General features: G+C 49.6%; 8 protein-coding genes and 1 pseudogene. 7 read left to right on the top strand and 2 right to left on the bottom strand.

All coding sequences use genetic code 11. From position 1 onward, the window contains the following. Nucleotides 1-889 precede the first annotated feature (889 nt). Nucleotides 890-1,729, bottom strand: a pseudogene (locus HUX64_RS20355) (IS701 family transposase). Between the two features lie 313 nt (nucleotides 1,730-2,042). Next, nucleotides 2,043-4,112: an XrtA/PEP-CTERM system histidine kinase PrsK gene (gene prsK / locus HUX64_RS03205; RefSeq protein WP_174624798.1), complete on the bottom strand. Its 2,070-nt coding sequence runs from the start codon at nucleotides 4,110-4,112 to the stop codon at nucleotides 2,043-2,045. Nucleotides 4,113-4,411: 299 nt separating this feature from the next. Between prsK and HUX64_RS03210 the strand changes: the two genes are divergently transcribed. From HUX64_RS03210 to HUX64_RS03240, 7 genes are all read left to right on the top strand, one after another. Then, nucleotides 4,412-5,182, top strand: a complete 771-nt coding sequence (locus tag HUX64_RS03210; RefSeq protein ID WP_174624799.1) for an SDR family NAD(P)-dependent oxidoreductase — start codon at nucleotides 4,412-4,414, stop codon at nucleotides 5,180-5,182. 160 nt (nucleotides 5,183-5,342) lie between these two features. Then, nucleotides 5,343-5,720, top strand: coding sequence for a VOC family protein (locus tag HUX64_RS03215; RefSeq protein WP_174624800.1), 378 nt, complete (start codon nucleotides 5,343-5,345; stop codon nucleotides 5,718-5,720). Nucleotides 5,721-5,844: 124 nt separating this feature from the next. Further along, the gene (locus HUX64_RS03220; RefSeq protein ID WP_174624801.1) at nucleotides 5,845-6,273 is read left to right on the top strand and encodes a hypothetical protein; all 429 of its coding nucleotides are present in this window, start codon (nucleotides 5,845-5,847) and stop codon (nucleotides 6,271-6,273) included. A 90-nt stretch (nucleotides 6,274-6,363) separates the two neighbouring features. Further along, on the top strand, nucleotides 6,364-7,740 hold the full coding sequence (locus tag HUX64_RS03225; RefSeq protein ID WP_174624802.1) for a TolC family protein: 1,377 nt from the start codon (nucleotides 6,364-6,366) through the stop codon (nucleotides 7,738-7,740). Further along, the gene (locus tag HUX64_RS03230) at nucleotides 7,733-9,154 is read left to right on the top strand and encodes an efflux RND transporter periplasmic adaptor subunit (protein WP_174624803.1); all 1,422 of its coding nucleotides are present in this window, start codon (nucleotides 7,733-7,735) and stop codon (nucleotides 9,152-9,154) included. Before HUX64_RS03225 ends, HUX64_RS03230 begins: the two co-directional genes overlap by 8 nt. Before the next feature lie 2 nt (nucleotides 9,155-9,156). Further along, on the top strand, nucleotides 9,157-12,270 hold the full coding sequence (locus HUX64_RS03235; RefSeq protein ID WP_174624804.1) for an efflux RND transporter permease subunit: 3,114 nt from the start codon (nucleotides 9,157-9,159) through the stop codon (nucleotides 12,268-12,270). A 386-nt stretch (nucleotides 12,271-12,656) separates the two neighbouring features. Beyond that, nucleotides 12,657-12,995 (top strand): hypothetical protein, encoded by a 339-nt coding sequence (locus tag HUX64_RS03240; protein ID WP_174624805.1) that lies wholly within the window; start codon nucleotides 12,657-12,659, stop codon nucleotides 12,993-12,995. Nucleotides 12,996-13,089: the final 94 nt, after the last annotated feature.

The following is a 13,089-nucleotide window of genomic DNA, read 5'->3' on the forward strand; positions in this document are numbered from 1 at the left end:
GGAAGTAGTCTCCGGCGCTGACTCGTCCTGGTAGGGGGCAGCGGATACGGATGTGATAAGGCCTAAGCTGGTGAAAGTAGCAATAGCCAGTAACTGTGTCTTGCGCATAATATTCTCCTTGAAGAAGTTTAAAAAAACCTAACTCATAAATATAAAATACAAAATCTACTATAACTTTGTATTCTTCGATCAGTTTAGACTTGCGGTGTTGAGCCGCTATTGTTTCTGCGATACCTTTAACGAACTGCTGAATCTATCTTGATATATTAATATTAAATTAAAAATTCTATGGCTCGATTTGACCGTAAATTTATATTAAACACTAGGTCACTGGTTCTATAATTATTTCCTAGGCATACTTAAATTTAGCTGATGCCGTGATTACTCCTATTTAAAGATCTTTCCATACTTTATCTGCTGTATCTACTGTCCTTTTCCCAACTTCCCAAGCCTCATCCGGTTCCTTCATTTTTCTGAAGCTTCTCGTTGCCTAAAACGTAATTCTTCAAGTGTCTGTGCATAGAGTGTAATTTGTATCCCCTGTCGTGCTCTCTGCCTTGGCAGTCAGCAAGCCAACATGACAATTCATTCATCCAGCTCAGCAGCTAATTTTTTCATATGCCTCTTTTGTTTTATGAATTAATCCTTGAAGTTAATTTATGTTTTTAATACTTTCTGCGGTTTCTGAATTTTAAAAGGTTTTCTTTCTATAAACAAATATAGAATACCACAAATTTGTGTATTTGTTGTAAAAATTTCTTAAACAGTAGCATAAAGGCAACACTTACACTAGTCTGTTCGATATATCACATTAGATTATAAAGCTCGATATGCCAAATATTAACTGATGTTACGCAGCTTGTAATTTCTGGATTTCTTAATAAGTCACCTAATTCGTCTTTATGAAAAGCTTAGCCTGTAATGTGAAATGGTTGGCGTTGTGCTTAATGTTCAGACACCCCATATTGAACACCGCGTATATACCCATAAAGATGTGATTGTTGTGGATGGACCGTGCGGCTTGAGGACTACGCTAAGCTCGCATTGGCTTTTAACGACTTATGGAATTTATCGATTTTCCACTGTTTTGATAAAGTCTGGCGGCTTGTTCGCCGTTGCACTCTGAACCGCTGCATACCAGGTTCAATAGCCGCAGCTGTCATGTTTGTAGGTAAATACTCTGCGGACGAAAAGCGCCTCTTTAAGGAATCCTTTCAGTTAACTGTGCAGCACCTGCTAATTTACTACTTCCATCTGACTGACACGTACAAATCCTGCTTCTTTCTGGTCATCTTCTCTTAAGGCCGCCAAGCGATTGTCTTTGAGTACACTAATTAAAGTGCTTGCCTTTTTTAAATTGCTTGCCTTTTTTCACGATGAGGCTTATGTACCACTTCAAAGACGACCGGGATTAACACGCCCTTGCTATGGTACAACGCCTTCACCAGATTGATGCCCTTGACCCACCAAGTTTTGCCGTGGTCATTATGCCAGCATATGATCTCATCCTCATCCTTCAATACCTTCTCCTGGACGGTACGTCAAATAGAACAGGCTGCCGTCCTCTTCCTGTTCTATTTGACGTACCGTCCCTTTAACTTCGCCCAAAAGATCTTTAAAGGTATATGTACTCGCTGATAAATAATGAGTCAGTTGGCCGTAGCTCACCTTGCCTGCCCCCTATCGCTGACATAACGGTCACCGTCGCAAACCTATTATTGCAGATCAGGTAGTCTCGGTGTGACGCTAGTTATCCTTTTCCACCTTAAAATAATACGCTTTTTGAAAGATAACTGCGTAATATCAATTATTTATTTAATTCAATCGTCTTGCCTGTTTTGGACCCCGACCTAGAGTCCAAAAAGCGCATGTAGGGGGTAAAACGTCGTTGCTTTTGCCGGCGCGGTTTGGAGCGGTTACAGACCTCGTCCCGATTCTTGACTTTATCCGGAAAGGTACTTTTTTCCTTATTGCTTCAGCAGTAAACTTTAATAGAGGAAAGAGAAGATAATTTAGAATAATTGGGATTGCTTAATAAAAAATTAACTTTCTTGCCGGGCAAGAGGCAGGCTGATAATAAAAGTGGTTCCCAGATCAGGTGTGCTTTCCACAGCAATATGACCGGAATGTTTTAATACATAATCGCGCGCTTCATATACGCCAACCCCCATGCCGGCATTGCCTTTCGTGGTATCAAACGGTTTGAATAAGCGTTCAGCAATAAATTTACTGTCCATTCCGCAACCATTATCAATAATTTTAATAACAGCGTGATTGTCATCTTTGCCTAATTCGAGTTTGACATAACCGTCATCAGCTGTGGCGTCTTGAGCATTTTGTACAAGATGCCCCAAAATAGCCGTAAATTTCTCTTTTTCCCCGAAAACTTCAATTTTATCGGCACGTTCGGGTAGTTGCAAGGGGGGGTTGTTTCCGGCTTGCTGTATAGAGACATCGCTAATAATTTCGTTAAGGTTAATAACTATTTTATTATCGGTTTTTACTGTACCCTTTTTTAGCTGGCTCAAGAGGTATTCAATTTTATTGACTACATTTTCCAAAGTTGCTATGGAATCATCAATAAATTCAGGATTGTATTTATGTTTTTCTGAATTTTTTACGATGAGGGAAATTTGCGCCACCAGATTCTTCAGATCATGAACCAGATAAGCCGAAAGCCGGTTATAAGCTTCAAATTGCCGCGCCCTGGATAATGCATCGCTGGCATGGCTGAGCGCCAAGGCGTTAGCCAGCTGCATGCCTACAGTTTTTAATAAATCGTGATCTTCCCAATTTAGGCGTCTTGGAACTTTAGCCTGGGTCAACACAACAAACGCTTCCAACTCGTTTTGCCGAAACAGGGGAATGATCAGCCAGACATTGTTTTCTTCAGCATACCATTGGGCTAAATCCACTTCATCATAAACTTCCGGGTCATTAAAATATTCAAAGAAATCTATAACCCATTGTTTATTTGTAAGGAATTTTATTAAAGACTGGTCTGAACCGATCAGTTTCGGAGCTGTAAAGCCCAGCGTTTTTTCTTCAGCGAGATAAAAACCATTCTGTTCATTTTTTAACCATAAGCCGCCGCCCGAGCTATCGACCAGTTCCGCCATGGTTTTAATGATAAAGCCTGATAATTCATTAATGGAATTTAACTGAGCTATTGTTTTACTCAGTTTAATCCATTCATCCCGATAATCGTAACGGTAGTGGAAAAAATGCTTGTTAAAGTAAACCTTGGACAATGCCCGCACTTTCCCTGAAACGAATAATATTAATAGCAGTAAAATTGCTAAAAAAATAAAAATAATCTGGGCAACTTCTCCCCAGTTACCGCCGTAATCGCGGATATAAAAACCTGACAGGGACATTAAAATCAGATAAAGCCCTGCGCCAAACAAGACTGTGGTATGAAATACGACTTTTCTTGAGATGGTAATTCGAGTGGTATCGGTTTGTAAGCGGTGAATTGAAATAGCTACCAAAGGCACAATCAAGGCATTGATTATTCCCCGGGAATTCCAGAGCGAAGAGTCCAGTTTTGAAAATAATAATGATTTGCTATAAACAATAAAATCAATAATGAATAAAGCGCCTACGCCGATACATAAAAATTTGATTGCCCAGCGCACTTCAACCACTGCATTTCGATATACCTGTTCCACCAGCATCAGGCCAAGGATTGCAAAAACAACATGGGCAAAAAGACGAATATCCTGGCCCAGGAGTTGCTGGATCTGATAACGAAAATCTGCGAAGACTTCCATTATGAAAATAAATCCGATCATTGATATTAATGCCTGGGTCAGCCCGGATTTAATCAATAAAGCATAATTACTGCTGAATTGCTGCCGCGACATTAATGTAACTAGCAAAAAAAACCAGGACGCATCGCGTAAGGTTTCGTATGGCAGTATTTCTGAAGTGAATAACTCCCGGCTTTGTATGGAAAAAGCCGTATAGCCGGCCCAGATCAAAGAAAAAACTGCGGCTATCATAAAAGGGAGGGCAAAAAAGTTCTTTCTGATCCCCATCAAGGCTACAGGCAGCAAGAGGAAATAGGCAATTGCCGCTGTCAAATAACTGTAAAAGCTGTAATTTTCCATGAAATTCAGGTTTTAAATTAATTAAATTAATAAATTAAAAGAAGGCGTATGAATTTGTACTCTTTAACTGCTATTAACGGATAGAACATGAAAAAGATACAGGTTACAGATAATAGATAAGCGTAATCGAATTAAGTTAATTGAGTAATTCCTGATTTTCCAGGTAAACTTGGCAGAAGCGATTGGATATTAATTAACTATTTTATTCCTGATCATCACGCAGTGTTATTTTTGCTATTGGTCTATTAAATTTCAGGCTGTCTTGACGATTGCGAATAATTATCTTTAGGAGCACACTCATGTTACCAGAGCAAACATTAAATCTAGCGGGCAAGGTAGCTTTGGTAAGCGGGGCAGGGGTCGGAATCGGGCGAGCCGTGGCATTGGCGCTGGGCCATGCGGGTGCCTTTATCGGTATTCATTATCATAGCAGTAAAACAGGCGCGGAAAGTCTTATTGATGAATTGAATGCCGCTAAAATCAACGCCATGCTTTTACCGGCCGATCTTACCCGTGAAGATGAGGCCAACCGCGTGGTTGATACACTTATTGCTGAAGCAGGCCGCCTCGATATTCTGGTCAATAATAGCGGCGGACTGGTTAAACGCGCAAGGATTGAAGAGTGTACGGTGGAAAACTGGAACAAATCACTGGCTATTAATTTGACCAGTGCTTTTTTGTTGACCAAACGAGCTATTCCGCATCTTCGGGCTACCGGCAGCGGCCGCATTGTCAACCTTCTTTCGCTTTCCGTACAAACCGGCGGCGCCAATGGCGGCGGCGCCTACGCGGCTGCAAAAGGCGGCCTGATGGTCTTTACCCACACCCTGGCCAAGGAACTGGCGCCTCAAGTACGCACCAATTCCGTCATGCCCGGCACTGTGGAAACACAGCACCATGAGATCCATTCCACGCCGGAGATGATGGAGAATTATCGCAAACAGACGCCGTTGGGACGCAACACGTATGCCGAAGAAGTGGCAAGTGCAGTACATTTTCTGGTTAGCGACATGTCATCGCATATAAACGGTGCTTTGATCGATATCAGCGGAGGAAGATTCCTACGCTAATTTCTTGAGATAAACTGCAAGAAAAAATATGCAGCGGAAATTCTTTTGAAACTTTTCAATCTTGATACACATCAATTTTGATACATACCGGATTTACCCTTTCGGTTATAGTAAATGTGATAATGTACGGCTTTATCAATTACTGCGATCAGATCTAATAATGTCAAAAATCAGTTATTCCCTGAACCATGTGAGCCTTATTGTTGCTGATGTCGAAAAGTCGCTAGAATTTTACTGCCGGACTTTTGGTTTACAGCAAGTTGACCGGCCCGATTTTGGTTTTCCAGGGGCATGGTTGCAGTTGGGCGCGCAACAAATTCATTTAATGGAACTAAAAAATCCCGACTCTGTGACCGGCCGTCCCGAACATGGCGGACGAGATCGCCATGTCGCATTGAACGTGCCGGATCTTTCAACCGTCAGGGAAATATTGGATAAACAAGGTATTGTTTATACGGTGAGCATATCCGGCAGAAAAGCCTTGTTTTTCCGGGATCCGGATGGAAATGCAATAGAGATCATTGAACAGGAATTCTGAATTTATTCTGACCGGCAAGATTCGAAGTGCCCGGTTTGATTTTCAACAACCGTCGGCCGGCTATTTGCTATAGTATTTTCCCTGTGCTAGATTGTATGAAAATCACTGCGTTAAGAGCACTCTTGTGATAATAGCGTTGCATTCAAAAATAAACCGTCTTTACCTGCGTACGCTGGTGCTCGTGTTGCTGGTGAGCTGGATTTCCTTGACCATTTCGGCAACCTGTTCGATGCCTTCGGCATTTATTGCCATGCCCGATCCTATGCCGGGATGTCCGGACACGGGCGCGCCCTCGCATCTTCATCACCAAGACTCGATGCCTAAGGCATTGCAGGATTGTTCATTCAAGCCCTGTCTTGACTCGCAACCTGACTCGTTCCCCGATTTTAATCGTCTGACTAATCCCGACTTGCCAGTTGTCATTCTGAGCCTCATCTGGACGTACTGGTATTTTTTCCCAAGCTATTTTCCCACAAGAGTTTCGCGTATAGCTGATCCGCCGCTCGGCCGACGGATTCTGCTCATCTATCGGTTCTGCACCCTGCTGAATTAGTTCCTCTTCAAATCGAATCGCGCCTATTCAGGCGCACCAAGGCTTCCTGAACTGCAAAGCCTGATTTGTTTACTGTAAGAGGAAAATCCAATGTTTTTTATTAGCTGTGCACGGCTAACGCCCAAGGCGCCTTCGGTATGGGCGGCGCTGACTTTCTGGCTGGCCGCATTCTCACCTGGCCCGGTTTTTCATATTTCACCCGGCATAGTCTATATGGGCTGGGCTACGGCGCTAGCCGAAACCCCGGCCATCAAGACAAATGAAGCTGTCCTGACGCTCGGTCAGGCGCTTGAACTTGCCCTAACCGGCAACCCGGGACTGGCTGAAATCAGGGCGCGTGCCGAGGCAATAGCGGCCGTGCCTTCACAAGAAGGCGCTTTGCCCGATCCGACGCTCAGATTCGGCGCTCTTTATCTGCCAACCGACAGTTTCAGCCTGCAGCAGGATGATTTCACCATGATGGAAGCAGGCGTCAGCCAGGAGATTCCATTTCCCGGCAAGCTGGCATTGCGGGAAAAAATCGCCGAACAGGAAGCACTGGCCGCCGCCGATTCAGTTGACGAAGCGCGATTGCGGCTGGCGGGCGGAGTAAAACGGGGCTGGTGGCAGCTGTTTTATTATGACCGCGCTTTAAATCTGCTGGACGAATCGGAACACTTTTTCCAGCAGCTCATAGCCATAGCCCAGGCCAAATATCAAGTGGGCGAAGGTTCGCAGCAGGATGTGCTGTTGGCCCAGCTTGAACTGTCCAGGCTCAAGGAAGAGAAACTGGATCTGGTCAGTATGCGCGCAGCTCAGAACGCCCGCTTCAACGCCATGCTGGATCGTGCTGCGGAAACACCTGTGCGAATTCCGGCGGAGGCTGAATTCAGGTTGCCGGTCCTTGTCGAGTCCGCCCTGCATGACAAGGCCCTGCAAATTCGTCCTTTATTCGCCCAACATCGCAAGATGCTGGATGCCGGGCTAGCCAGGGTCGATCTGGCGCAACAAGGTTTCTACCCCGATTTCACCGTTGGCGCATTTTATGATGCTCGCCGGAACACGCCGACGGGGCAGCCGCGCACCGATTTCGCCAGTGTCCAGCTGAGTATCAATTTGCCGATTTATGCAGGCCGCAAGCAAGCCCGGGCGATTGACCAGCGCCAGAGCGAACTCTTGCAGGCGCAATATGCCTTAGAGGACGACCATCGCAAAATTCAGGCCGAGATAGCGGCCAAAGCCGCCGAGTATCAACAGACAAAAGAAAAGCTGCTGCTGCTCGAGCATGAAATCATTCCGCAGGCGGAGCAAACGGTCCGTTCTTTATTGGCCGGCTATCAAGTCAGCCAGGCGAGCTTTAGCGATCTGCTGCGCACGCAACTGAGTCTTTTTCAATATCAGACGCGATACTGGCAGGCCTTGGCCGGCACGCAGCAACTCCTGGCCGACTTGTCCGCTGAAGTCGGCGAGGAGTTGGGTCATGATTAAATATGCCGGTTTCATTATAATTTTACTGTTCGGCATCGGATTGGGACTATGGATTGGACAACAGCGGGTTGCGAAAACCCAGGCTAATGTGGGGTTAAATGAACGGAAACCGCTGTATTACCGTCATCCGATGAATCCCAAAATTACCTCGCCTACCCCAGCCAAGGATGAGATGGGCATGGATTACCTGCCGGTTTATGCGGAAGACCAGAATCTGCCGGAAGCTAAGCCGAAATCCGGCAGAATTCTGTATTACCGGCATCCGATGGGGGCTCCGGATACCTCACCGGGGCCGAAAAAAGATGAGATGGGCATGGATTACGTGCCGGTTTATGAGACCGAACCGGAACCCTCCGGGCAAATCCGGATCAGCCCGGAAAAAATCCAGAAACTGGGCGTGACCACCGAAACCGTGGCAAAACGCACGCTGACTCGCAGCATTCGCGCGCTGGGCAGCATTCAGGCCGATGAGCGGCGCGTTCACGCCGTAACACTCAAGTTTGAAGGCTGGATTCAGCATTTGTATGTCAATGCCACCGGACAAGCCGTCAAACGCGGTCAGCCGCTGCTTGAGATTTACAGCCCGGAACTGGTGACTGCCCAGCAGGAATATCTGATCGCCCGGCAGGGAAAGCAAGCTCTGCGGCAGGCCAGCGCCCAGGCGCGTGGCACGGCCGAGCAGCTGGCCGAAAATGCCTTGCAGCGCCTGCATTATTGGGACATTGCCCCGGCACAGTTGCAGCATTTACAAACCCTGGAAAAGCCGCTGGATACCCTGCCGCTAACGGCCCCCGTCAACGGCGTCGTGCTGGAGAAACCGGCCGTGGAAGGCATGCGCTTCATGCCCGGCGAGCTGTTGTTCCGTATCGCCGATCTGAGCACGGTATGGCTGCTGGCCGATGTGTTCGAGCAGGATATCGGCGGAGTGCGTCAGGGCCAGGCCGTGCAGGTGCATATCGACGCCTATCCGGAGCGGCTGTTCAGCGGCAAGGTCGACTTCATCTATCCGACGCTGGCAACGGCAACCCGGACGGTCCAAGTGCGCATCGAGCTGCCCAACGACAAAGGTTTGCTTAAACCGGGACTGTACGGCAGCGTCGCGCTGGCCGCGCCCGCGGAAAAAGACGCGCGTTTGGCGGTTCCCGATTCGGCGGTCATTGACAGCGGCACGCGCCGAATCGTGCTGCTGCAACGGAGCGAAGGCCGGTTCGAGCCGCACGCCGTCAAGCTGGGGCGGCAGGCCGACGGCTATCGGGAAGTATTGGAAGGACTGGAAGCCGGTGATGAAGTCGTGACGCGCGCCAATTTCCTGATCGATGCCGAGAGTAATTTGAAATCGGCCCTGGATAGCTTTGGCGGCTACGATGCTGATGCCAGCCAGGCTGTGCCTGAAGCGCAACCCGGAGGCCGCTAGCTATGTTGAACCATGTCATTGCCTGGTCCTTGCGCAATAGATTCCTGGTGCTGCTGGCAACGCTGGGCATTGTCATCGGCGGGATTTACGCGCTGGCGCTTATACCGCTGGATGCGCTGCCCGATCTGTCCGACGCGCAGGTGATCGTTTACACCGAATATCCAGGACAAGCGCCGCAAGTCGTCGAGGACCAGGTCACGTATCCTTTGACCACCGCCATGCTGGGCGTGCCGCGCTCCAAAGTCGTGCGCGGCTTTTCGTTCTTCGGCGCATCTTTCGTGTATGTCATTTTCGAGGACGGCGCCGATATTTACTGGGCGCGTTCGCGGGTTTTGGAATATCTCAACTTTGCCGCAGGGCGCCTGCCGCGCGGCGTGACGCCGCAACTGGGACCGGATGCCACCGGCGTCGGCTGGGTTTACCAGTACGCACTGCTGGCGAAAAACCAATCGCTGGCTGAACTGCGCACTCTGCAGGACTGGTTTGTGCGTTACCAATTGACCAAAACGCATGGAGTAGCCGAAGTCGCCGGCATCGGCGGCTTCGTGCAGCAGTATCAGGTCACGGCCGATCCGGGCAAGCTGCAAGCCTATGGCATTTCCTTGCGCACCTTGAGCGATGCCATCCGCAATAGCAACCGCGATGTCGGCGGCCGGGTTATCGAGCTCGCTGAAACCGAGTACATGGTGCGCGGACGCGGTTATCTGCGCGGTCAGGCGGATTTGGAACGGCTGGTATTGAAGACCAAAAACGGTATTCCGGTACTGGTGCGCGACGTGGCGCGCGTGGAACTGGTGCCCGATGAGCGGCGCGGTATCACCGAATGGAACGGCGAAGGCGAGGCGGTTTCCGGTATTGTGCTGGCGCGCTATGGCCAGAATGCGCTGGAGGTCATCGGCAATGCCAAAGACCGGCTGCGCGAAATCAGCGCCGGTTTGCCAAGCGGTGTCAGCGTGCAAACGGTATATGACCGCTCCGAGCTGATTTATCGCGCCATCGAGAATTTGCGCTATACCTTGCTGGAAGAAAGCGCCGTGGTCGCTGCAGTCTGCGTGCTGTTTCTGCTGCACATACGTAGCGCACTGGTGGCGATTCTGATGCTGCCCGTCGGCTTGGCTGTAGCCTTTATCGTCATGCAGGCGCTGGGCATGAATTCCAACATCATGAGCCTGGGCGGCATCGCCATCGCTATCGGCGCCATGGTCGATGCCGCCATCGTCATGATCGAGAATGCGCACAAGCATCTGGAGCGAGATGCCGGCCGCTTGCCGCGTTTCGAAATATTGCTCAATGCCTGCCGGGAAGTCGGCCCGCCGCTGTTTTTCAGCCTCGCTGTCATCACGGTTTCGTTCCTGCCGGTGTTTGCGCTGGAAGCACAGGAAGGCCGCCTGTTCCATCCCCTGGCCTATACCAAGACGTTCGCAATGGCCGGCGCGGCGCTGCTGTCGATAACTTTGGTTCCGGTGCTGATGTCACTGTTTGTACGCGGGAAAATCCTGCCCGAGCAACGCAATCCCATCAACCGCGTCCTGATCCGGTTTTATCGCCCGGTCATCGCCGTGGTCATGCGCTACAAAAAACTGACGCTCGCTTTCGCGCTGCTGATGCTGGCGGCATCCTGGTACCCGGCTTCTCATCTGGGCGGTGAATTCATGCCGACGCTGAATGAAGGCACGCTGCTGTTCATGCCGTTGACCTTGCCGGGCCTGTCTCCGACCAAAGCGGCCGAATTGCTGCAAACCCAGGACCGCATTATTAAAAGCTTTCCCGAAGTCGAATCGGTGTTCGGCAAAGCCGGGCGCGCATTGACTGCCACCGACCCGGCGCCGCTGGAGATGTCGGAAACATTAGTCAACCTCAAGCCGGAATCCGCCTGGCGGCCCGGACAGACGGTCGACAAGCTCATAGCCGCTTTGGATCAGGCGCTGCAAATTCCCGGCGTCAGCAACTCCTGGACGATGCCGATTAAAAACCGCATTGACATGCTGGCGACCGGCATCCGCACGCCTATCGGCATTAAGCTGTTCGGCAAGGATCTGGGAGAAATGGAACGCCTGGCGCAGCAGATCGAACAGGCCGTCAAAAACGTTCCCGGCACCACCAGCGCTTATGCCGAACGCCTCACTGGCGGCTTTTATCTGAACATCACGCCGGACTACGAAGCGCTGGCGCGTTATGGGCTTTTAATCGGCGATGTGCAGGACATTATTGCCACCGCCATCGGCGGCGAGACCGTGACCACGATGCTGGAAGGACGCGAACGTTTCGCCGTCATCGTCCGCTATCCGCGTGAACTGCGCGACAGTCCGCAAGCCATTGCCGCGCAGGTGCTCGTTCCGGTGTCCGGCGGAGCGATGATTCCTTTGGGACAACTGGCACAACTGAGCCTGGATCAAGGCCCTTCGGGTATACGTACCGAAAACGCTTTGTTGTCCGCTTATATCTATGTCGACATGCGCGGACGCGACATCGACCGTTATGTAAAGGACGCCAAACAAGCGGTGCAGCAATCGGTCAAGTTCCCTGGCGGCTATTATATTACCTGGAGCGGCCAGTTCGAGTATATGGAGCGGGCCAAACAGCGATTGCAACGGGTCGTGCCGCTCACCTTGGGCATTATCTTCGTTTTGCTTTATCTCAACTTCGGCCGCCTGACCGAAACGCTCATCGTTATGCTGTCCGTGCCGTTTGCGCTGGTCGGCGGCGTCTGGCTGTTGTGGTTTCTGGATTATAACGTCAGCGTGGCGGTCGGCGTCGGCTTCATCGCCCTGGCGGGAGTTGCTGCTGAAACCGGCGTCGTGATGCTGGTTTACCTGGATCAGGCTTACCGGGAAAAGCAGCGCCAGTGCGTCGAAGAAAAGCGCCCTTTCACCGAGACCGATCTTTACGCCGCGCTGATGGCCGGCGCGGCGGAACGTTTGCGGCCGAAACTAATGACTGTCACTGCGATTATGGCAGGATTATTGCCTATCCTGTGGAGCACCGGCACCGGCTCGGAAGTCATGCGCCGCATCGCCGCGCCGATGGTGGGCGGCATGGTGTCGTCAACGCTGTTGACCTTGATTGTCATACCGGCGCTTTATGCCCTGTGCAAGCGCCATTCCATCATCAAATAATCCCGAAAATTGAACGCTATATTAACAATGTGAAAGACAATGTCATTCTGGCTATTGAATGGCTCTGGAGAAAAGCCATGAAAACTAAAAAACCTGTTGTTATAGTAATCACACTTTTATTGCTTACTGTTTCTGCGTGCGCATCAAGTACTAAGGTATATAAAAATGGCTACCAGTCACATCCTGGCAGTCGTGGTCACCCCTGGGACAAGGGACGCTCATATTAAATAATAGTCATGCAGGTTGGGCTTATAGACACGGCATCTGCTAGACTTCATTCTTTCGACAACAAGCTATAAAGGAGGTAAAACTGAACGATATGCTAATATTTTAGAAACAATAGAAACAATGTCTTTTTAATAATTGTATTACTCTGGAGAAAACCCATGAAGACCAAATCATTGATTATCCTGCTTTTAGCCTTTGGCTTACTGTCCGCCTGCGGCGAGATGAACCCGCATCCGATGGATATGAATCAAGCCTTGCAAAACGCACAAACCAAAGCTGATCATGAGGCGCTGGCGAAACACTATGAGGATGTAGCGCAAGAAATGCGGCTTAAGGCTGAGGAGCACAAGAAGCTCCTGAAGCAGTACGAGCGCGAGCCGTGGTTGATGGGCAGGCAGTCAACTGACTTCGGCGTCCATTGCCAAAGGCTGATTGATGTCTATGAAAAAGCCGCCGAGGAGAACCTGGAAATGGCGAAGATGCATCGTCAGATGTAAACAGTCATGCAAGCGCAGGGGATGAAAATGCTCATCCCCTCGCAATGATAGGTAAAGTAAACGCTTACCCTTTATTTGAATCAGTCGGAAGAGC

Source organism: Candidatus Methylobacter favarea (assembly GCF_902806695.1).
In the GTDB taxonomy this organism is placed as follows: domain Bacteria; phylum Pseudomonadota; class Gammaproteobacteria; order Methylococcales; family Methylomonadaceae; genus Methylobacter_B; species Methylobacter_B favarea.

Bases quoted from the DNA above. Each gene is read 5' to 3' on its own strand.
- HUX64_RS03215 (WP_174624800.1), top strand. From the start codon at position 5,343: ATGTCAAAAATCAGTTATTCCCTGAACCATGTGAGCCTTATTGTTGCT.
- HUX64_RS03230 (WP_174624803.1), top strand. From the start codon at position 7,733: ATGATTAAATATGCCGGTTTCATTATAATTTTACTGTTCGGCATCGGA.
- HUX64_RS03225 (WP_174624802.1), top strand. From the start codon at position 6,364: ATGTTTTTTATTAGCTGTGCACGGCTAACGCCCAAGGCGCCTTCGGTA.
- HUX64_RS03235 (WP_174624804.1), top strand. From the start codon at position 9,157: ATGTTGAACCATGTCATTGCCTGGTCCTTGCGCAATAGATTCCTGGTG.
- prsK (WP_174624798.1), bottom strand. From the start codon at position 4,112: ATGGAAAATTACAGCTTTTACAGTTATTTGACAGCGGCAATTGCCTAT.
- HUX64_RS03240 (WP_174624805.1), top strand. From the start codon at position 12,657: ATGAAGACCAAATCATTGATTATCCTGCTTTTAGCCTTTGGCTTACTG.
- HUX64_RS03210 (WP_174624799.1), top strand. From the start codon at position 4,412: ATGTTACCAGAGCAAACATTAAATCTAGCGGGCAAGGTAGCTTTGGTA.